This window comes from Streptomyces sp. NPDC001634 (assembly GCF_040298185.1).
Classification (GTDB): domain Bacteria; phylum Actinomycetota; class Actinomycetes; order Streptomycetales; family Streptomycetaceae; genus Streptomyces.
In genome coordinates this window covers 1-20,346 of sequence record NZ_JBEOZU010000087.1, presented here as the reverse complement: position 1 = coordinate 20,346, position 20,346 = coordinate 1, and the positions used below count along the sequence as shown (strand labels likewise).

Genomic DNA, 20,346 nt, shown 5'->3' with positions numbered 1-20,346 from the left:
CCCGGGGTTCTCGTGAACCGTATCACAAACTATTTGATGCGGTCTTTACCTAGGGTGTGTGCTGGCAGTCACACATGAGAGTGAACCTGCGCGGATGCGCGGATGCGGCACCCGCTTGTCTGGTATTGAGGCGCTTTGCACCCCCAGGAGTTGGCAACGCGCTCGTCAGATTCTTACCTTGTCCGTCAGCGTGACGACTCGGCCCGGCGCCGGTCCAGACGCGTACGGGTGCCGATGGCAGTGGCTCCGTTGACTGACGAGACACCCGCGACGACCGGTGTGCGGCGCTCGTCCCCCGGCCTCGGCTCGCCTTCGTGCGCGGTGGCCGGCACCGGCCGGAGGGCGGCGGCCCGGCGCCGACGGCGGTAGCGCGGGGGCACGAAGGCCTCGGCCCAACGCGGGGCACGCGGCGTGAACCGCGGCAGCAGAAGCAGGACCAGCCCGACGGCGCTCAGCGCCACGATGCCGAGCACGATCCACATGGACGCCGAGTTCGCGGAGTAGGCCAGCGCGCCGAAGGAAATGAGCGCGGACCAGAAGTACATGATCAGGACGGCCCGGCTGTGCGAGTGCCCGATATCCATGAGCCGGTGGTGCAGATGCCCGCGGTCCGCGGCGAACGGCGACTGGCCGCGCCAGGTGCGGCGCACGATCGCGAGGAAGAAGTCCGCGACCGGAACGGCGATGATCGTCAGCGGGAGCAGCAGCGGGATGTAGACCGGGACGGTCTGGTGGACCGTGGCGCGCTCCGAACCGGAGAACAGGTTCATCGCGTCCGGGTCCACCTGCCCGGTGATCGAGATGGCACCGGCGGCGAGCACGAGCCCGATCAGCATCGACCCCGAGTCGCCCATGAAGATCCGCGCCGGATGCATGTTGTGCGGCAGAAAGCCCAGGCACATGCCCATCAGGACCGCCGCGAAGAGGGTCGCGGGGGCGGCGGCCTCCAGCCCGTAGCCGTACCAGATCCGGTACGCGTACATGAAGAACGCGGCCGACGCGATGCACACCATGCCGGCGGCGAGCCCGTCGAGGCCGTCGGCGAAGTTGACCGCGTTGATCGTGATGACGACCAGCGCCACGGTCAGCAGGGTGCCCTGCCACTGGGTGAGCGAGACCGTGCCGACGCCGGGAACGGGCAGCCACAGGATCGTCAGACCCTGCATGACCATGACGCCCGCGGCGATCATCTGGCCGCCCAGCTTGATCAGGGCGTCGATCTCGAACTTGTCGTCCAGCACACCGATGAGCCAGATGAGCGCGGCCCCGGACAGCAGCGCCCGCGGCTCGTTCGACTTCTCGAAGACCTCGTTGAGGTTCTTGAGGTGATCGGCGACCAGCAGGCCCGCACACAGGCCGAAGAACATGGCGATACCGCCGAGCCGGGGAGTCGGTTCCCGGTGCACGTCACGGGCCCGGATCTCCGGCATGGCTCCGGCCACGATCGCGAACTTGCGTACCGGCCCTGTCAGCAGATACGTCACCGCGGCCGTGATGCAGAGCGTCAGCAGGTATTCACGCACGGGCTTCCCCACAGGTCTCGCTGGGCATCCTCAGCCCCACACCCTAGCTCTGCGTGCATATGGTTGAGGACGAACGGGTAGCGACGATGGTTGCACGTGTGGCTGTGTTCGACGTTCCGTATCCCCCTCACCAGCGCGGATACGGCGGAAATCCACCGGCCAGCTCCCGCACTTCTTCACGTGCCGCCTTGGCCTCCACCTCGTCGCGCAGCACGGCGGCGAACAGTGCGGCGACGCGCGCCATCTCTGCCTCGCCCATGCCCTGCGTGGTCAGTGCGGCAGTGCCCAGACGCAGTCCACGGGCGTCGCCGTGGGGCAGCGCACAGGTGTCCAGGACCATACCGGCCGCCGCGAGCTGCCGTCGCGCGGTGCGGCCGTCGACGCCCAGCGGGGCGGGATCGGCGGTCAGCAGATGGGTGTCGGTGCCGCCGGTGGTGACCGTGATCCCCTCGGCGGCCAGGCCCGCCGCGAGCGCCCGGGCGTTGGCGACGACCTGACGGGCGTACGCGGCGAAGGCCGGGTTGGCCGCCTCCCCGAACGCAACGGCCTTGGCGGCGATGCTGTTCATCTGGGCGCCGCCCTGGGTGAAGGGGAAGACGGCCCGGTCCACGCGCTCGGCCAGTTCGCTCCCGCACAGGAGCATGCCGCCGCGCGGACCGCGCAGCACCTTGTGCGTGGTGGCGGAGACGATATCGGCGTACGGCACCGGGCTGGGCGCCGCTCCCCCGGCGACGAGCCCGATCGGATGGGCGGCGTCGGCGATGAGGTAGGCGCCCACCTCGTCGGCGACCTCCCGGAAGAAGGCGTAGTCGATGTGCCGCGGATAGGCGATGGACCCGCACACGATGGCCTTGGGACGGTGCGTACGGGCCAGGGTGCGCACCTGCTCGTAGTCGATGAGCCCGGACTCGGCCTCGACGCCGTAGCCGACGAAGTCGAACCAGCGGCCGGAGAAGTTGGCGGGCGAGCCGTGCGTGAGGTGGCCGCCGTGCGGCAGCCCCATGGCGAGCACGGTGTCACCGGGCCTGAGCAGAGCGGCGTACGCGGCGAGCATCGCGGACGATCCCGAGTGCGACTGCACATTGGCGTGCGCGGCCCCGAACAGCGCCTTCGCGCGCTCCACGGCGATGCGCTCGGCAACGTCGACGATCTCGCACCCGCCGTGGTACCGGCTGCCGGGATAGCCCTCGGCGTACTTGTTGACGAGTGGCGAGCCCAGGGCGGCGAGCACTGCCGGAGAGGTGAAGTTCTCGGCGGCGATGAGCTGCAGCGTCGTCGACTGTCTGGCCAGTTCCCCGAGGAGGATGTCGGCCAGCTCGGGGTCCTGCCGACGCAGGACGTCGGCCTCGAGGGTATGGGTGACCGCCATGGTGGGCTCCGGGGGCGTCGACGGTGACGTAGGACCAATGTAGGCCTGAGACGTCAGTGGCGCCCGGTGTTGACACGTCTGCCGCTGCCCGGCGACGGCTACATGCGCGCCGGTACCCCGGTCAGCGCCGTCACCACCGGGTCCAGCGCCTGGTTGATCTCGTCCCCGATCGACCGGAAGAACGTCAGCGGTGCCCCGTACGGGTCGAACACCTCGTCGGCCTCCGCCGTCGGTGCCAGGAGCCACCCGCGTAGAGCCGCGGCCGCACGGACCAGGGCGCGGGCGCGCTCCACCACGCCTTCCTCCAGGGGAGGCAGCGTGGCGGGGTCTATCGCCCGCACGAGGCGGGTGAACTCCTTCAGCGTGAAGGTACGCAGGCCCGCCGAGTGGCCCATGGAGATGACCTGGGCGCGGTGGTCGCGGGTCGCGGTCAGGACCAGGTCGGCGCAGATCACGTGCTCGTCCAGGAGTTCGCGGCCGACAAAGCCGGAGGCGTCCGCGCCGAAGTCCGCGAGGACCGCCTCCGCGTTCGCCTCCATGGGCGCGCCCTCGTGGCCCCAGGTGCCCGCGCTCTCCACGATCAGCGCGCTGCCCAGGATGCCGAGCCGCTGGGTCACGTAATGCCGGGTCAGCCGCTCGGTGATGGGCGAGCGGCATACGTTGCCGGTGCTGACGTGGAGGATGCGGAAGCTGTCGCGCGGAAGCCCCACGAAGGTCGTCGTGATCTCCGCCGCACGTTCCCCGTTGCCTATACCACGCCCCACATCAGGGGGTGTCAATTCGCCACCTCGAGGTCGGGTACGACCTTGCGCAGCTCGTCGGCCGAGACTGCGCCCGCGCGCAGCAGGACCGGCACCTTGCCCGTGACGTCGACGATCGACGAGGGGACGTTGCCGGGGGTCGGGCCGCCGTCCAGATAGACGGAGACCGCGTCGCCGAGCATCTCCTGCGCGGCGTCACAGTCCTCCGGTGCCGGGTGGCCGGTCAGGTTCGCGGAGGAGACGGCCATCGGGCCGACCTCGGTCAGCAGCTCGATGGCGACCGGGTGCAGCGGCATGCGCACGGCGACGGTGCCCCGGGTGTCCCCCAGGTCCCACTGCAGGGACGGCTGGTGCCTGGCGACCAGCGTGAGGGCACCCGGCCAGAAAGCGTCGACGAGTTCCCAGGCCATCTCGGAGAAGTCCGTGACGAGGCCGTGCAGCGTGTTCGGGGAGCCGATGAGGACGGGCGTGGGCATGGTGCGGCCCCGGCCCTTGGCCTGAAGCAGGTCGGCCACGGCCTCCGAGGAGAACGCGTCGGCGCCGATGCCGTACACGGTGTCGGTCGGCAGCACCACGAGTTCCCCACGGCGGACGGCGGACGCGGCTTCACGCAGACCGGTCGCGCGGTCGGTCGCGTCGTTGGTGTCGTATCGCCGTGCCATGTCTAACGGGCCTCCTCGTACACGTACTGCTGCGGAAAGAGAGTCGTCGGGGTGCTCACGGCAGCGCCCTGCGGGCGGTCGCGAAGCGTGGGCGGTTGTTGAGGTCGGGATGATCGGCCGCGTCGGCCCAGCCCCGCTCCTCGGTGAAGATCCACGGCACCAGGCCGCCCTGGGTGTCGGCGTGCTCGATGACGACGACACCGCCGGGGCGCAGCAGCCGGTGCGCGGTGCGCTCCAGTCCGCGGATCAGGTCGAGGCCGTCCTCGCCGGAGAACAGGGCCAGCTCGGGGTCGTAGTCGCGGGCCTCCGGGGCCACGTACTCCCATTCGGTCAGCGGGATGTAGGGCGGGTTGGAGATCACCAGGTCGACCTGGCCGTTGAGGTCCGGGAAGGCGTCCCTGGCGTCTCCCTGGCGCAGGTCGACCCTGGAGCCCGCCATGTTCTTGCGGGTCCACTGGAGGGCGTCCTCGGACAGCTCCACGGCATGCACGCGCGAGCGCGGCACCTCCTGGGCCAGGGCGAGCGCGATGGCGCCCGAGCCGGTGCACAGGTCGACGATGCACGGTTCGACGACGTCCATCGCGCGTACGGCGTCTATGGCCCACCCGACCACGGACTCCGTCTCGGGGCGCGGGACGAACACCCCGGGCCCGACCTGGAGTTCCAGGTACCGGAAGTAGGCGTGCCCGGTGATGTGCTGAAGCGGCTCGCGCGCCTCGCGGCGGGCGATGACCTCCCAGTAGCGGGCGTCGAAGTCCGCGTCCTTCACGGTGTGCAGCTCGCCCCGCTTGACGCCGTGCACGAAGGCCGCGAGCTCCTCCGCGTCGTTGCGCGGCGAGGGCACGCCGGCGTCGGCCAGCCGCTGGGTGGCCTGGGCCACCTCCGCGAGCAGCACGCTGCGGGGGCTTGGGGGTCGACCCCCAAAATTTTGCTGCACGCTGGTCCTCCGGGGCTGAGCGTTGTGCTTGTACGGGCCTTACGCGGCGGCGAGCTTGGCTGCCGAGTCCGCGTCGACGCAGGCCTGGATCACAGCGTCGAGGTCGCCGTCCAGGACCTGGTCCAGGTTGTACGCCTTGAAGCCGACGCGGTGGTCCGAGATGCGGTTCTCCGGGAAGTTGTAGGTGCGGATCTTCTCGGAGCGGTCGACGGTGCGGACCTGGCTGCGGCGGGCGTCGGCGGCCTCCTTCTCCGCCTCCTCCTGCGCCATGGCGAGCAGCCTGGAGCGCAGGATACGCATCGCCTGCTGCTTGTTCTGCAGCTGGCTCTTCTCGTTCTGGCAGGAGGCGACGACCCCGGTCGGAATGTGCGTGATACGCACGGCGGAGTCGGTCGTGTTGACGGACTGGCCGCCCGGGCCGGAGGAGCGGTAGACGTCGATGCGGAGGTCGTTCGGGTTGATCTCGATGTCGACCTCTTCGGCCTCCGGCGTGACGAGGACACCGGCCGCGGAGGTGTGGATACGCCCCTGGGACTCGGTCGCGGGCACCCGCTGCACGCGGTGCACCCCGCCCTCGTACTTCAGACGGGCCCACACGCCCTGGCCGGGCTCCAGCTGGCCGCGGGCCTTCACGGCGACCTGGACGTCCTTGTAGCCGCCGAGCTCGGACTCGGTGGAGTCGATGATCTCGGTCTTCCAGCCGACGCGCTCGGCGTAGCGCAGGTACATGCGCAGCAGGTCGCCGGCGAACAGGGCGGACTCGTCGCCGCCCGCGCCCGCCTTGATCTCCAGGATGACGTCCTTGTCGTCGCTGGGGTCGCGCGGGATCAGCAGGAAGCGCAGCTTCTCGGTGAGCTCCTCGCGCTGCCGCTCCAGCTCCTTGACCTCGGCCGCGAAGTCCGGGTCGTCGGCGGCCAGTTCGCGGGCCGTCTCGATGTCGTCCCTGGTCTGCTTCCAGGAGCGGTACGTGCCGACGATCGGGGTCAGCTCGGCGTAGCGCTTGTTGAGCTTGCGCGCGTTCGCCTGGTCGGCGTGGACCGACGGATCGGCGAGCTTCGTCTCCAGGTCGGCGTGTTCACCGACGAGTTCCTCGACGGCCTCGAACATCTTGGGGCTCCTGTACTGCTTGGGAAGGGGAAGGCGGGCGACCAAAAACGCCGGTCCCGGCGCATCCCGAAGGCGGGACACAGCCGTGGACCGGCGAAGTGGGGCTCGCTACTTCTTGGCAGCGGCAGCCTTGCCGAAGCGGGCCTCGAAGCGGGCCACACGGCCACCGGTGTCGAGGATCTTCTGCTTGCCCGTGTAGAACGGGTGGCACTCGGAGCAGACCTCGGCCCGGATGGTGCCGGACTCGATCGTGCTACGGGTGGTGAACGACGCGCCACAGGTGCAGCTGACCTGCGTCTCGACGTACGCGGGGTGGATGTCGCGCTTCAAGGTGTCTCCTAGATTCCGGGAGGGCGCCGGGTCGCAACCGCGGGATGCGGAGGCGTGAACCGGAGCCGACGTACCAGTCTGCCAGGACTGGCCGCATCCCCCAAAACCGGGGGGCACGGGTGAACTATTCCCGCTCGCCTACGAGGACGTCACGACGCCCTGGGCCTCGCCCGTCGCCGTGCCCTTCGTCGCGCTCGCCGGGACCGGCCGGTCGTTCCTGAGGGCGTCCCACACCAGCTGGGCCTTCGCCTTCTCCATGATGACGCGGTTGGGGTTCACCGGGTCGTACTGGACCGGCATCGTCACCATGTTCATGTGGGACGAGCTGATGCCCTTCAGCCCGTTGGCGAAGGACGCCAGGTTTGTGACGGAGCCCAGGTCGGAGTCGGTGGTGACGGCCTTGGTGGCGGTGTCGGCTAGGTCGTACAGCTTGGCCGGGCTGGTCAGGATGCCGATGTGCTTGACCTGGTTGACCAGGGCCTTGACGAAGGCCTGCTGGAGCTGGATACGGCCGAGGTCGGATCCGTCCCCGACGCCGTGCCGGGTGCGGACCAGGCCGAGCGCCTGCTGACCGTTGAGCGTGTGCGTGCCGGCCGCCAGGTCGAGGTGGCTGTCGTTGTCGTGGATGTCCTTGGTGGTGGTCACCTGGACGCCGCCGAGCTCGTCGATCAGCTTCTGGAAGCCGGAGAAGTCGACCTCGATGTAGTGGTCCATGCGGATGCCGGTGAACGACTCGACGGTCTTCACCGCGCAGGCGGCGCCACCGGTGGAGTACGCCTCGTTGAACATCGACCGGGGGGCGGCAGCGTGCGTGACGCCCTTGGGGTCGGTGCACTCCGGGCGGTCGACAAGGGTGTCGCGCGGGATGGAGACGACGCTCGCATCCTTGTGGCCCTTGTAGAGGTGCACGATCATCGCCGTGTCCGAACGGCCGGTGCCGTCGTCGACACCGCCGGCCAGCTTCTTGTTGTTGCCGGAGCGGGTGTCCGAGCCGAGGACCAGGATGTTCTCGGAGCCGTTGTCGGCCTTCAGGGGCCGGTCGGTGCCGAGGGCCTGGTTGATGTCGACGCTCTTGATGTTGCCGTTGAGCTTGAAGTACAGATAGCCGACCCCGGTGCCACCGAGGACGAGGATGCCCGCGGCGGTCCAGGCCGTGACGAGGAGGGCCTTGCGCCGCTTGCCCTCCGGCCGGCTGCGGCGGCCTCGGTGGCGGGGGCCGTTCGTCGTGGCGTCGTCGGCTATGCCGGCGTCCGGCGTGCTCTCGGCAGGCATGTGCTCCTCAGTCCTGGCGGCCTGTACTGCTCCATCGTCGCTCCGTACGGTCAGACGGAGAAACCGGAGACAGGGTTGCACAACGCAGCGTGTTCGCTATGTGGGACGAACGACACGCTGGGTCACCGATCAGTGCTCCGCACCGCGCTCACCTGCGGTTTCCTTCGAAGGTGTCATACCGCTCGAAAATGGAACGCTGTGGTAAAGGTCTCGCACACCGCACCTCGCACTCCGCACCTCGCACAGCCCGCACTGCACAGCGCGCACCGCACCCTCGGACAACGCGCAGGGCCGCCCCCTCCTGCGAGAAGGGAGCGGCCCTGCGCCGTGAAGACCCGCTCAGTCGCCGTTGCCCGGCGTCGGCGTCGTCTTCTGGATCTGCATCAGGAACTCGACGTTCGACTTCGTCTGCTTCATCTTGTCGAGGAGCAGCTCGATCGCCTGCTGCTGGTCGAGCGCGTGCAGCACCCGGCGCAGCTTCCAGACGACGTTGAGCTCCTCGGCGCCGAGCAGGATCTCTTCCTTACGGGTACCGGACGCGTCCACGTCCACCGCCGGGAAGATGCGCTTGTCGGCGAGCTTCCGGTCGAGCTTGAGCTCCATGTTGCCGGTGCCCTTGAACTCCTCGAAGATCACCTCGTCCATGCGGGACCCGGTGTCCACCAGGGCGGTGGCGAGGATCGTCAGCGAACCGCCGTCCTCGATGTTGCGGGCCGCACCGAAGAAGCGCTTCGGCGGGTACAGGGCCGTCGAGTCGACACCACCGGACAGGATGCGGCCGGAGGCGGGCGCCGCGAGGTTGTACGCACGGCCCAGACGCGTGATCGAGTCGAGCAGTACGACGACGTCGTGGCCCAGCTCCACCAGACGCTTGGCGCGCTCGATGGCGAGCTCGGCGACCGTGGTGTGGTCCTCGGCCGGGCGGTCGAAGGTCGAGGAGATGACCTCGCCCTTGACCGACCGCTGCATGTCGGTGACCTCTTCCGGACGCTCGTCGACGAGGACGACCATCAGGTGGCACTCGGGGTTGTTGTGGGTGATCGCGTTGGCGATCGCCTGCATGATCATGGTCTTGCCGGTCTTCGGCGGGGCCACGATCAGACCGCGCTGGCCCTTACCGATCGGCGACACCAGGTCGATGATGCGGGTGGTCAGCACGCCCGGGTCGGTCTCCAGGCGGAGCCGGTCCTGCGGGTACAGCGGGGTCAGCTTGTTGAACTCCGGGCGGCCACGGCCGTGTTCGGGGGCCATGCCGTTGACGGAGTCGAGGCGGACCAGCGCGTTGAACTTCTCGCGGCGCTCGCCCTCCTTGGGCTGACGGACCGCACCCGTGATGTGGTCACCCTTGCGCAGGCCGTTCTTGCGGACCTGGGCGAGGGAGACGTACACGTCGTTCGGACCGGGCAGGTAGCCCGACGTACGGATGAAGGCGTAGTTGTCGAGGATGTCCAGGATGCCCGCGACCGGGATCAGGACGTCGTCCTCGGCGAGCTGCGGCTCGGCGATCTCGTCGCGGCCACGGCGGCCCCGGCGGTCGCGGTAGCGGCCGCGACGGCCACGACGGCCGCCCTCGAAGTCGTCGTCGTCCTGCTGCTGACGGTCCTGGCGGTCCTGACGGTCCTGACGGCTGCCGCCGCCCTGCGGCTGGCTCTGCTGCTGGCCGCGCTGCGGGCCGCCCTGGCCCGGCTGCTCCTCGCCCTTGCCGCGGCGGTCGCGGTCACGCTCCCGGCCGCGCTCACGGCGGTCACGGCGGCCCTGGCGCCCGTCGCCGCCCTGGTCACCGGCGTCGGCGGCCGCCTTGGCCTCGCCCTGAGCCGTGGGGGTACCTCCCTGCTCGAGCGAAGTCGAGAGCTTGGCGGACGGCGTCTCGGCCTTCGGCTCGGTCTTCGCCTCGGCGGTGACCGTCTCTGGGCTGCCGGCCTCGGCGGTGGCGCGGCGCCGACGGCGCTCGGCGGGGGCGTCGTCACCGGCTCCCTGGCCGGGGATCTCGATCTGCTGCGGGGCCACGGCCTGCTCCGCCGGCTTCTCGGCCTTGGTCTCGGCCGGAGCGGCGTCATCGCCGGTACGGGTCCTGGAGGTGGCCCGGCGCTTCGGCTTGGTCTCGGCGGCTGCCTCGGCCTTGGCGGGGGCAGCACCCCCACCCGCCTGCGCCTCCTTGATGACCTCGATCAGCTGGCTCTTGCGCATACGCGCCGTACCCCTGATGCCGAGGCCGGATGCGACCTGCTGCAGCTCGGCCAGCACCATGCCCTCGAGGCCGGTACCGCGGCGCCGCCGCGAGCCGGCACCGGTGGCAGGCGCGGAGGCATCCGTGGAGGGCGCGGCAGCGGTCTCCTCGACACGTGCGCCCATCAGATCGGTGGTGTCGCTCACGAAGGGTCCTTCCCTGGAGCGGACGTCGGCCTGTCTGGCTCGGCGACCGGTTGTGCTGTCCGGCTTCGGTCCAGTCTGTGTGGACCGTGCCGGGGCGGTGTTCCGCCGAAACGACGGAGGAAATATCTGGTGATTGGCGCTTCCCGAAGCCCTGGCACCCGGTTTTGTGTCAGGCGGCTCGGTCACGCCGGTTCCGGAGCGTGCTCTGCAAACCGCTCAGTGTCCGCGTACGACGTACGGCTCAGGTACGAGATACGAAACACAGTGCGGCGTGGGAGGCTCCCGGAAGAAGGGTCGTCCCGGACGGGGACACCAAGCACCTCGCCATGGCTGGGTCGGGTGCAGACTTGAGGTTAACACTACCGGATCCAACAAACATTCCCCCTCTCGAAATCCGGCAACCGTGTGTCAGGACGCAAGCGGCAGCACGCTCGCTCCCTGACCGTCCAGTTCCAGCCGATTGGCGGCCCAGCCCTCGCCGGCCAGGTCGGCCACCTTGTCGGCGCTGTCGCCGTCGGCCAGCGCCAGGACGGTGGGGCCCGCGCCGGAGATCACCGCGGGGATCCCGTCGGCCCGCAGGCGCTCCACCAGCGCCGCGCTCTCCGGCATGGCCGGGGCGCGGTACTCCTGGTGCAGGCGGTCCTCGGTGGCGGGCAGCAGCAGCTCGGGGCGCCTGGTGAGGGCCTCGACGAGCAGGGCCGCACGGCCCGCGTTGGCGGCGGCGTCGACGTGCGGCACGGTGCGCGGGAGCAGTCCGCGCGCGGTCTCGGTCAGGACCGGCTTTCCGGGCACGAAAACCACCGGAACGATGGAATCTGCGGGCTCCATGCGGATCGCGCGGGCGGCGCCGCGCTCCATCCAGGAGAGCGTGAAACCGCCGAGGAGGCAGGCCGCGACATTGTCCGGGTGGCCCTCGATCTCGGTGGCGAGTTCCAGCAGCGCGGCGTCGTCGAGCCGGCTGTCGCCGCCTATGGTCACGGCGCGGGCTGCGACGATGCCGGCGCAGATGGCGGCGGAGGAGGAGCCCAGGCCACGGCCGTGCGGAATGCGGTTGGCGCACACGATTTCCAGGCCGCGTGGCTGCCCGCCCAGGGAATCGAAGGCGGCGCGCAGGGACCGTACGAGGAGATGACTCTCGTCGCGCGGGAGCGTCTCGCCGCCCTCACCCGCGATGTCGATGTGCAGCCCGGAGTCGGCCACCCGGACGACCACGTCGTCGTAGAGCCCCAGCGCGAGGCCGAGGGCGTCGAAGCCCGGGCCGAGGTTGGCGCTGGTGGCGGGGACGCGCACCCTGACGGCGGCGGCGCGGAAGGCTGGACCGGCCATCGCTCGATGACTCTCCTTGAGCTGCGTGATGGGTCGAATGACCTTCGATTCGATACGTACGGAAAACCCGAAGGCCGGGCCGCAGGGACGGCGCGGTACCGCGGCATATGCGGCGGGCGGGTTCGGTACAGCGTATCGAAGGAAGGTTCTGTGGCGACATAGGGCGCACAGGAGGCGCACGATGCGTGTCGTAAGCCCCCTGTGCCCCCTCTGTCGGGTGCCGTACAGGGTTATCCCCCGGGAACGCCCCGGTTACGCCGGGGCGAGGCAGGGACGCCGCGGGTACCCGGGGCGAGGCAGGGACGCCCCGGTTACGCGAGTCCGAGCCGCTCGGCCGCCGTCGCCGCGTCGACCGGGACCGTGACCGGCTGCGGGGCGCCCGCGACGGCCCAGTCGGGGTCCTTGAGGCCGTTTCCGGTGACGGTGCACACGATCCGCTGTCCCGGGTCGACCTTGCCCTGCTCGGCGGCCTTCAGCAGACCGGCGACGGACGCGGCGGACGCGGGCTCGACGAAGACACCCTCCTGCGCCGCCAACAGCCGGTAGGCACGCAGGATTTCACGGTCCGTCACCTCGTCGATGAGACCGCCCGATTCATCCCTCGCCGCCAGCGCGTACGTCCAGGACGCCGGGTTGCCGATGCGGATCGCGGTGGCGATGGTCGACGGGTCCTTGACGACCTCGCCGCGCACGATCGGCGCCGAACCGGACGCCTGGAAGCCCCACATGCGCGGGGTCCGCCCCGCGACACCGTCGGCGGCGTACTCCTTGTAGCCCTTCCAGTAGGCCGTGATGTTGCCCGCGTTGCCCACCGGCAGGACATGGATGTCGGGCGCGTCGCCGAGCATGTCCACGATCTCGAAGGCAGCGGTCTTCTGTCCCTCGATACGAACCGGGTTGACCGAATTGACCAGCGCCACCGGATAGTTGTCGGAAAGTTCCCGGGCCAGGGTGAGGCAGTCGTCGAAGTTGCCGTCGACCTGGAGGATCTTCGCGCCGTGCACGAGGGCCTGGCCCATCTTGCCGAGCGCGATCTTGCCCCGAGGCACGAGCACGGCCGACACCATCCCGGCGCGCACGGCATACGCAGCGGCGGAGGCGGACGTATTGCCGGTGGAGGCGCAGATAACAGCCTTCGCCCCCTCCTCCTTGGCCTTGCTGATGGCCATGGTCATACCGCGGTCCTTGAAGGACCCGGTGGGGTTGGCACCCTCCACCTTGAGATGGACGTCACAGCCCGTGCGCTCGGAGAGCACCTGCGCGGGTACGAGCGGCGTGCCGCCCTCGCGGAGGGTGACGACCGGCGTGCTGTCGGACACCGGCAGCCGGTCCCGGTACTCCTCGATGATTCCGCGCCACTGGTGGGTCATTGCTGGCTACTCTCCTTCAACCCGCATGATGCTGGCGACACCCCGCACGGTGTCGAGGCTGCGCAGCGCCTCGACGGTCCCGGCCAGGGACGCGTCGGACGCACGATGGGTGACGACGACGAGGGAGGCCTCGCCGTCCTTGCCCTGCTGGCGAACCGTATCGATCGAGACGTCGTGCTCGGCGAAGACGGTGGCAACCTGGGCGAGAACACCCGGTTTGTCGGCGACGTCAAGGCTGATGTGGTAACGCGTGACGACATCGCCCATCGGCGACACGGGCAGGGCGGCATAGGCGGACTCGCCGGGCCCGGTGGCCCCGCTGAGCCGGTTGCGGCACACGGCGACGAGGTCACCGAGAACGGCCGAGGCGGTCGGCGCGCCACCGGCACCGGGACCGTAGAACATCAGCTGCCCGGCGGCGTCGGACTCCACGAAGACGGCGTTGTACGCGCCGCGCACGGAGGCGAGCGGGTGGGTCAGCGGAATCATGGCGGGGTGCACGCGGGCGGTCACCGAGCCTCCGTCGGCGGCGCGCTCACAGATGGCGAGCAGCTTGATGGTGCAGCCCATCCCCTTCGCCGAGGCGAAATCGGCGGCGGTGACCTCGGTCATGCCCTCGCGGTAGACGTCGTCGAGGCGCACGCGTGTGTGGAAGGCGATCCCGGCGAGGATGGCGGCCTTGGCCGCGGCGTCGAACCCCTCGACGTCGGCGGTGGGATCGGCCTCCGCGTACCCGAGGGCGGTGGCCTCGTCGAGGGCCTCCTGGTAACCCGCGCCTGTGGAATCCATCTTGTCGAGGATGAAATTGGTCGTCCCGTTGACGATCCCGAGCACCCGGTTGACCTTGTCGCCGGCGAGGGACTCGCGCAGCGGCCGGATCAGCGGGATGGCTCCGGCGACGGCGGCCTCGTAGTAGAGGTCCTTGTCGTTCTCCTCGGCGGCGGCGTGCAGGGCGGCGCCGTCCTGGGCGAGGAGGGCCTTGTTCGCGGACACGACGGACGCACCGTGTTCGAAGGCGGTGGTGATCAGAGTCCGGGCAGGCTCGATGCCGCCGATGACCTCGACGACGACGTCGATGTCCCCGCGTTTGACGAGAGCGGTGGCGTCGGTGGTGATCAGATCGGCAGGGATACCCTCCCGGACCTTGGAGGGCCTTCTGACGGCGACCCCTGCGAGCTCGACGGGGGCCCCGATCCTGGCGGCGAGGTCGTCGGCGTGCGTCGTCATGATGCGCGCCACCTCTGAGCCGACAACCCCACAGCCCAGCAGCGCCACCTTCAGCGGACGCGTACGCATCATCCGACCTCGTTTCCTCATGCGCTCTACGGTTGGACCAGTCTCACTCACCGAACCGGACTTTCTGCCCGTGGTCCGGATCGTGAGACATCTATTTCATTTTGTCGGCGGCGGAAGACAGGAGATCTTCCGCCGCGCATGGTGCTGGTGTACTGGGGTCACCCGACGTCGAGACGCAGGAGGTCCTCCTCCGTCTCACGCCGGACGATCACCCGGGCCTCCCCGTCATTGACGGCGACGACGGGCGGGCGGAGCACGTGGTTGTAGTTGCTCGCCATCGAACGGCAGTACGCGCCGGTGGCGGGCACGGCAAGAAGGTCACCGGGCGCGAGATCGGCGGGCAGGAAGGCGTCCCGTACCACGATGTCCCCGCTCTCGCAGTGCTTGCCGACGACGCGGACGAGCATCGGCTCGGCGTCGGAGGTACGGGAGACAAGGGCGATGCTGTACTCGGCGTCGTACAGCGCGGTGCGGATGTTGTCGGACATGCCGCCGTCGACGGAGACGTACGTACGCAGCCCGTCGAGGGGCTTGATGGTGCCGACCTCGTAGAGGGTGAAGGCGGTGGGCCCGACGATGGCGCGCCCGGGCTCGACGGAGATGCGGGGGGTACGGAGCTTGGCGGCCTCGCACTCGCGGGAGACGATCTCGGTCAGAGCCTTGGCAATCTCGTGAGGCTCGCGCGGATCATCGTCACTGGTGTACGCGATACCGAGCCCGCCCCCGAGGTCGATCTCGGGAAGCTCGACGCCGTGCTCGTCCCGGATGTCCTTGAGGAGCCCGACAACGCGGTGGGCGGCGACTTCGAACCCGGACATGTCGAAGATCTGCGACCCGATGTGGGAGTGGATCCCGATGAGCTCCAGCCCGTCGAGCTGGAGGGCGCGGCGCACGGCCTCGGCGGCCTGCCCGTCGGCGAGCGGAATGCCGAACTTCTGGTCCTCGTGGGCGGTGGCGATGAACTCGTGGGTGTGCGCCTCGACACCGACGGTGACGCGAATCTGCACCCGCTGCCGCTTGCCGAGGGAGGAGGCGATGTGCGCGACGCGCACGATCTCCTGGAAGGAGTCGAGAACGATCCGCCCGACGCCGGCCTCTATGGCCCGGGTGATCTCCTCGGTGGACTTGTTGTTGCCGTGGAAGGCGATGCGGTCGGCGGGCATGCCGCCGGAGAGGGCGGTGGTGAGCTCACCACCGGAGCAGACGTCGAGGTTGAGTCCTTCTTCATGCAGCCAGCGCACGACGGCACGGGAGAGGAAGGCCTTGCCGGCGTAGAAGACGTCGGCGTCCTGCCCGAAGGCGGTGCGCCACGCACGCGCCCGGGCGCGGAAGTCGGCCTCGTCAAGGAAATAGGCGGGGGTGCCGAACCGCTCGGCGAGCGTCTTGACGTCGATGCCGCCGACGGTCACGACGCCGTGGGGGTCACGGGTGACGGTCTGGGCCCACACCTTGGGGTCGAGGGTGTTGAGGTCCGCGGGCGGGGCGGAGTAGTGGCCATCGGGGAGGACATCGGCGTGGCGGGGCCCGGCGGGGTGTGCGGAACGGCTCATGTCTCTTCTGGGCTTTCTCGGGGTCTCAGAGGTAGTCGGGTGCGCTGATGCCGAGCAGGGACAGGCCGCCGGCCAGCACCGTCCCGGCGGCTTCGGCGAGGGCGAGCCGGGCCCGGTGGGCGGCCGAGGGTTTCTCGTCGCCGAGCGGGAGCACGGTGTGCTGGAAGGCGAGCAGGGCATCGGCGACGGTGACAAGGTGCCGGGCGAGCCGGTCGGGCGCGCGGTGGGCGGCCGCCTGGGTGAGGGCGTTGGGGTACTCGGCAAGGGCACGGACGAGGGCTGCGGCATCGGGTACGTCACCGGGGGCGGCCTCGAAACCAAGCCGGGCGGCGTTACGGGTGACGGCGCGGGCGCGGGCGTGTGCGTATCGCACGCGGAAGAGGGGGTTGCTCTCGCGCTGCAGCAGATGGTCGGCGGTGATCCGGGGCCTGTCGTGCGCGGCGGGGTGAAGGAGAGCCCAGCGGGCGGCGTCGGGCCCGAGGGGGGCGGGGTCCTCGGGGGCGGGGACGGGCCGGAGGTCGAAGGGCTCACCGGGGCGCGCGTGGTGGACTTCGACGCGCCCGCCCTGGGTGGCGATGATCCGGACGAGGGTGTCGGCGACGACTTCGGCGCGGATGTCGTAAGGGATGCGGAGGGGGATTACTTGGCCGGGGAGGGTGGGGGTGTGGCCGTAAGGGGTGGTGTCGGTGGGGCTGGCGTGGCTGGTTCGAGTGCCGCCGCTGTTGTTGCTGGGGCCGTTGGTGTTTGGGGGGTGGCTTCCGTCGCACCGGTCGAGGAATCCTCGTTCGTCGAGGAGTTCCCGTCGATCGAGGATCTCGCGGACGAGGGCGGCGGTGGCGGTGGCCTGTTCGAGGTGGATGTTGAGGAAGCCGGGCCCGGTGATCTCGACATCGGCGACGCCGGCCGTGTCACGGATGTGGGGGCGCAGGATCTCGGCCACGTCGAGGGGCGGCCGCCCGGCCGGACGGGCGAGCTGGAGGGCGATGTTGGTGGCGTAGTCGCCACGGCCGCCGGGTCCGGGCGGAGTGACCACGGCGCGTGCGGGCACGGGCACGCTCAGCTCTCCGCCGTCCACGGCACGACGCACCGCGTGCAGCACGGTGCGGGAGAGCTCGACGGGGGTCACGGGACAAGGGTATGGGAGGAAGGGGGTGGGTAGGCGAACGGGTTTGGGCGGAGTTCCGGGATATGGACGTCGACGGCCGACGGCATGCCCGACACCCGAGCGCCGACCCAAGACTGATGGAGGTCCAGTCCCCGCGGGCCGATGGTCACCCGGTGCTCGCCGACGCTCAGCTGCCCGCGTGTCCGGCGCGTCCCGCATGCCTCGCGTGATCGACATGACCGGCATGCTCGGGCCCGCCCACGTCGAGGCCGCTGTCGTGGCCGCCTCCGAGGACGGACACCTCCGGGTCCACATGCTCACGACGCTCTATCAATTCCTTCACCATCCGTACGAGTTCGGACGGCTCGAAGGGCTTGGCAAGAAAGGCGTCGACCCCGACGTCGAGCCCGCTCTCGACCTCGTACTGGGTACAGGCGCTGATGATGGCGAGGGGAAGATCGCGGGTCCGAGGATCGGCGCGAAGCCGAGCCGCAGTCCGCAACCCGTCGAGCCGAGGCATCACGACATCGAGCGTGACCACATCGGGCTGCACCTGATGCACGACGTCCAGACACTCGGCACCGTCGGCGGCGGTCACGACCTCGAGACCCTCCAGCTCGAGGTTGACCCTGATCAGCTGCCGGATGACCTTGTTGTCGTCCACAACAAGCACCCGACCGAACGCGCCTGGCACAACTCGAGAGTAGGTCGCCCCAGGGCGCCGCGTCCGGGTTTTCCCTACTTCCGCCCCGTCCGGGGGAGGGGGCGTCGGCGCTTTTACGTGCCGGAGGGGGCGTGATCTATGGGGGTGCCTTGATCGGTGGGGGGCGTGATCGACGGGGGTGGCCTTGATCTGAGGGAGCCGATCGACGGGGCTGCCCTGCTCCCAGAAGACCCTGGTCAACGGGGCTTCCGTGCTCCGAGGCGGCCATGCTCGCCGCTTACGCCCCGTCCCAGGGCCGTGCTCGACGGGGCCGCCCCGGAAACCGTTCATGAAGACCCCGAAAGAGCTGATAGGGTTCTACCCGTCGCCGCAGAGAGCGGCTGACACGCCCCCGTAGCTCAGGGGATAGAGCAACGGCCTCCGGAGCCGTGTGCGCAGGTTCGAATCCTGCCGGGGGCACTCGCCTAGGAACAGCAACATTCAAGCGCTGACCAGGGCGGATGCCGACAGAAGAGGGCGGGAGTCAGTCTCACTGACTCCCGCCCTCTTTCGTTGTCTCTCACTGGCCACGCACCATCTGCGATACACGCGGCCCCTTCGACGGACCGGCCGAACTCACTCACCGCGCCCGCCTGGAAGTGGATGATCTCGCCCACCGCATTCCGTCGTACCGGGAAGCCGCCGGGTAACTCGAACTTGCCGAAGAGGCCCTGAGCCGCGCGGCGACTCCACTACTGCCGGCGGCCTGATAGTGCATTGCCCAGCCCTTGACCCGAGCCATCACGGCCTGGGGCCTCGCCTTGCTCAGGGAGAAGACCCGTGTCCCGAAGACCTGACGACGATCAACACCAGATACCGGGCTGGGTCGCCGGCCTCGCCATAACTACCGGCGTCATCATCATCGTCATCGGCGCCGGGGCCGTCCTTGCAAACCGCAACGACGACACCTCGGCTGCTGCCTCACCTGCCCTCAGCGACAGCGCCACACTGCCCCCTACGCCGTCCCCGACGGTCAACGCCCCCGACAACATGCCGAACGTCGTCGGACACACCTGGGGCTACGCCCAGCGCAAGCTAGGCGACTTCGCCGGTAGGGCGTCACTACGCTCCGTCTGGAGCGACAAGGACGACGGCGAACGCATCGACGTCCCCACCGGCGCCCAACTTGTCTGCTGGCAGAACGTCGACCCTGACTTCGTGTCGCCTAAAGGCTGGTGGTTCAACATCGAACTTCACCTAGCCGACGAAAACCGCGGCTGCCCCGCCTCATACAAGATCGACACGCTTGGCTACGCCCCGACCTCCGCCACGGCGGACCCCTACATCCCGCCCCCGGCGAGGCAACCGACGGCTTCAGCAGCGGCTAGGTGTCGCCGTCCTACGCCGTGCTGAAGGTCACCTTCAAGGCCCTGCGCCGGGTCAGCCTCGACCCCGCGGCCATCACCCACATCGCCCGCGCCGCCCTCGTCCTGCCCCAGCTCGAACACGACCGCACTACCTGAACGAAGATCACCAAGAGTTGCGAGACATTATCGAGGAGAGCTCGATGCGCCCAGTCTGACGCCAAGCCCAGACAGGGCGCATTCGCAACCTCTGTCCGTGACTTTCCAGTGGCCCAATTAAGAACGTCCCAGGCTCCAACAGGGCCGACACACACAGGCCGCTATCCGACGCTTCGTCAACTTAGAGCCATACACTGGACCGGTGACGAATGACGGATCGAGCCACAACGAACGGGCCAACGAGCCAAGATCCTGGTGGCGCCGTTCGTTGAAGTGGATGGGCCCTATTGGCGGAACTGTAATCGCCCTCCTAATCGTGGCGTATTTCACGCGCACCTTTCCAATCTTCAACACGAAACAGCCGCCGCCACCAGCTCGCACGGCTGAACATCTTGTGCGGCCTTTCGGCGCCAACGGGGATCTCCAGCAACCATTTCGTGAGACCGGCCACGCGAAATATGCACGATGCTGGGAGTCGAGTACCGTCAGCGCCGATCCGGACGCACTTAAGTGCACAAATGATCAGAGAATCTATGATCCTTGTTGGAGTTGGGGAACAAAGCTGGCCTGCCCCGACTCTCCGTGGACCCCGGATACGTGGGTAGCTGACGATGTGAAAATCGACCTGAAAACGACACCAGGCGCTTCGCTCGGCAGTATTCCCTGGGCCTTGGAGATTCACAACCCTGCCAGGCATTCCCAGCTGCTGCGCTGCATCTCTCAGCCGGGAACGGCAGAGGTGGTGGCTGGGATGCGCGCTAACTGGCTCTGCGCGGGCCCCGGACCGTTGGACGCAAAACATGTGGCAGGGGATGCACTTGGCGATCTACGGAAGTCACCCACGGAACTGTGGAAGGTTTTCTACTCTCCCACGGGTAGCGGCGAGGTGAGCGAGGCAACCATCACAAACGTGTGGTACTAAACAGACTTTCTCCTCCACGCGCCGGGAGATAGGAACGCTGATATCGCAGTTCGCGACGACTCGCCCCCGTCTGGCCTTCGGGCCGGGCGGGGGCGCTTTCGTCATGCTGCGATTCAGCCCAGGTTGAGGATCAACGAGTCGTAGACGGGTGCCTCGTCCCACGGCTGGGACTGTTCTCGGGAGCTAGACGAGTAAGTCCGAAGGCTTGGTCAGTGGTCGTAGGCGGTCAGTGATCGGGTGATGGCTCGGCCCGTGTTGCGGTTGTGCCAGATTGCGG

The 20,346-nt window shown here is 69.0% G+C and carries 16 protein-coding genes, 1 tRNA gene and 1 pseudogene; 3 read left to right on the top strand and 15 right to left on the bottom strand.

Going from position 1 to position 20,346, the window contains the following annotated elements; translation table 11 throughout:
* Positions 1-185: 185 nt before the first annotated feature.
* The 15 genes from ABT186_RS38435 to ABT186_RS38365 all read right to left on the bottom strand — a co-directional run bounded on the left by ABT186_RS38435 (position 186) and on the right by ABT186_RS38365 (position 17,675).
* Positions 186-1,523 (bottom strand): MraY family glycosyltransferase, encoded by a 1,338-nt coding sequence (locus tag ABT186_RS38435; protein WP_351225786.1) that lies wholly within the window; start codon positions 1,521-1,523, stop codon positions 186-188.
* A gap of 127 nt (positions 1,524-1,650) precedes the next feature.
* Positions 1,651-2,892, bottom strand: a complete 1,242-nt coding sequence (gene glyA, locus ABT186_RS38430; RefSeq protein WP_351929058.1) for a serine hydroxymethyltransferase — start codon at positions 2,890-2,892, stop codon at positions 1,651-1,653.
* Between the two features lie 98 nt (positions 2,893-2,990).
* A complete protein-coding gene (locus ABT186_RS38425; protein WP_351225782.1) occupies positions 2,991-3,671 on the bottom strand; it encodes an arsenate reductase/protein-tyrosine-phosphatase family protein in 681 nt (226 codons plus the stop codon).
* Positions 3,668-4,315, bottom strand: coding sequence for an L-threonylcarbamoyladenylate synthase (locus ABT186_RS38420; RefSeq protein WP_351929056.1), 648 nt, complete (start codon positions 4,313-4,315; stop codon positions 3,668-3,670). Before ABT186_RS38420 ends, ABT186_RS38425 begins: the two co-directional genes overlap by 4 nt.
* 55 nt (positions 4,316-4,370) lie before the next feature.
* A complete protein-coding gene (prmC, locus tag ABT186_RS38415; protein WP_351225778.1) occupies positions 4,371-5,210 on the bottom strand; it encodes a peptide chain release factor N(5)-glutamine methyltransferase in 840 nt (279 codons plus the stop codon).
* A gap of 81 nt (positions 5,211-5,291) precedes the next feature.
* Positions 5,292-6,359, bottom strand: coding sequence for a peptide chain release factor 1 (gene prfA / locus ABT186_RS38410; RefSeq protein WP_351225776.1), 1,068 nt, complete (start codon positions 6,357-6,359; stop codon positions 5,292-5,294).
* 108 nt (positions 6,360-6,467) lie between these two features.
* Entirely contained in the window at positions 6,468-6,689 is a 222-nt protein-coding gene (rpmE, locus tag ABT186_RS38405) for a 50S ribosomal protein L31 (protein ID WP_103838593.1), read from the bottom strand.
* A gap of 138 nt (positions 6,690-6,827) precedes the next feature.
* Positions 6,828-7,961: an LCP family protein gene (locus tag ABT186_RS38400; RefSeq protein ID WP_351225773.1), complete on the bottom strand. Its 1,134-nt coding sequence runs from the start codon at positions 7,959-7,961 to the stop codon at positions 6,828-6,830.
* 339 nt (positions 7,962-8,300) lie between these two features.
* On the bottom strand, positions 8,301-10,334 hold the full coding sequence (rho, locus tag ABT186_RS38395; protein WP_351225771.1) for a transcription termination factor Rho: 2,034 nt from the start codon (positions 10,332-10,334) through the stop codon (positions 8,301-8,303).
* Between the two features lie 408 nt (positions 10,335-10,742).
* Entirely contained in the window at positions 10,743-11,660 is a 918-nt protein-coding gene (thrB, locus tag ABT186_RS38390; protein ID WP_351225769.1) for a homoserine kinase, read from the bottom strand.
* Between the two features lie 311 nt (positions 11,661-11,971).
* The gene (thrC, locus tag ABT186_RS38385; protein ID WP_351929054.1) at positions 11,972-13,030 is read right to left on the bottom strand and encodes a threonine synthase; all 1,059 of its coding nucleotides are present in this window, start codon (positions 13,028-13,030) and stop codon (positions 11,972-11,974) included.
* A gap of 6 nt (positions 13,031-13,036) precedes the next feature.
* Positions 13,037-14,329, bottom strand: coding sequence for a homoserine dehydrogenase (locus ABT186_RS38380; RefSeq protein ID WP_351225806.1), 1,293 nt, complete (start codon positions 14,327-14,329; stop codon positions 13,037-13,039).
* Between the two features lie 155 nt (positions 14,330-14,484).
* On the bottom strand, positions 14,485-15,876 hold the full coding sequence (gene lysA, locus ABT186_RS38375) for a diaminopimelate decarboxylase (protein ID WP_351929052.1): 1,392 nt from the start codon (positions 15,874-15,876) through the stop codon (positions 14,485-14,487).
* Positions 15,877-15,901: 25 nt separating this feature from the next.
* A complete protein-coding gene (nrtL, locus tag ABT186_RS38370; RefSeq protein WP_351929050.1) occupies positions 15,902-17,002 on the bottom strand; it encodes an ArgS-related anticodon-binding protein NrtL in 1,101 nt (366 codons plus the stop codon).
* A gap of 166 nt (positions 17,003-17,168) precedes the next feature.
* Positions 17,169-17,675, bottom strand: a complete 507-nt coding sequence (locus tag ABT186_RS38365; protein WP_351929048.1) for a response regulator — start codon at positions 17,673-17,675, stop codon at positions 17,169-17,171.
* Positions 17,676-18,032: 357 nt separating this feature from the next.
* Between ABT186_RS38365 and ABT186_RS38360 the strand changes: the two genes are divergently transcribed.
* From ABT186_RS38360 to ABT186_RS38350, 3 genes and pseudogenes are all read left to right on the top strand, one after another.
* Positions 18,033-18,104 (top strand) — tRNA-Arg (locus ABT186_RS38360).
* Between the two features lie 360 nt (positions 18,105-18,464).
* A complete protein-coding gene (locus ABT186_RS38355) occupies positions 18,465-19,037 on the top strand; it encodes a hypothetical protein (RefSeq protein ID WP_351929046.1) in 573 nt (190 codons plus the stop codon).
* Positions 19,028-19,147, top strand: a pseudogene (locus ABT186_RS38350) (IS5/IS1182 family transposase); the annotation flags it as partial. The gene ABT186_RS38355 and the pseudogene ABT186_RS38350, both read left to right, overlap by 10 nt.
* Positions 19,148-20,346: the final 1,199 nt, after the last annotated feature.

Coding starts and splice junctions, on each gene's coding strand:
- glyA (WP_351929058.1), bottom strand. CDS start 2,892: ATGGCGGTCACCCATACCCTCGAGGCCGACGTCCTGCGTCGGCAGGAC.
- ABT186_RS38420 (WP_351929056.1), bottom strand. CDS start 4,315: ATGGCACGGCGATACGACACCAACGACGCGACCGACCGCGCGACCGGT.
- prfA (WP_351225776.1), bottom strand. CDS start 6,359: ATGTTCGAGGCCGTCGAGGAACTCGTCGGTGAACACGCCGACCTGGAG.
- ABT186_RS38400 (WP_351225773.1), bottom strand. CDS start 7,961: ATGCCTGCCGAGAGCACGCCGGACGCCGGCATAGCCGACGACGCCACG.
- thrB (WP_351225769.1), bottom strand. CDS start 11,660: ATGGCCGGTCCAGCCTTCCGCGCCGCCGCCGTCAGGGTGCGCGTCCCC.
- thrC (WP_351929054.1), bottom strand. CDS start 13,030: ATGACCCACCAGTGGCGCGGAATCATCGAGGAGTACCGGGACCGGCTG.
- ABT186_RS38380 (WP_351225806.1), bottom strand. CDS start 14,329: ATGATGCGTACGCGTCCGCTGAAGGTGGCGCTGCTGGGCTGTGGGGTT.
- lysA (WP_351929052.1), bottom strand. CDS start 15,876: ATGAGCCGTTCCGCACACCCCGCCGGGCCCCGCCACGCCGATGTCCTC.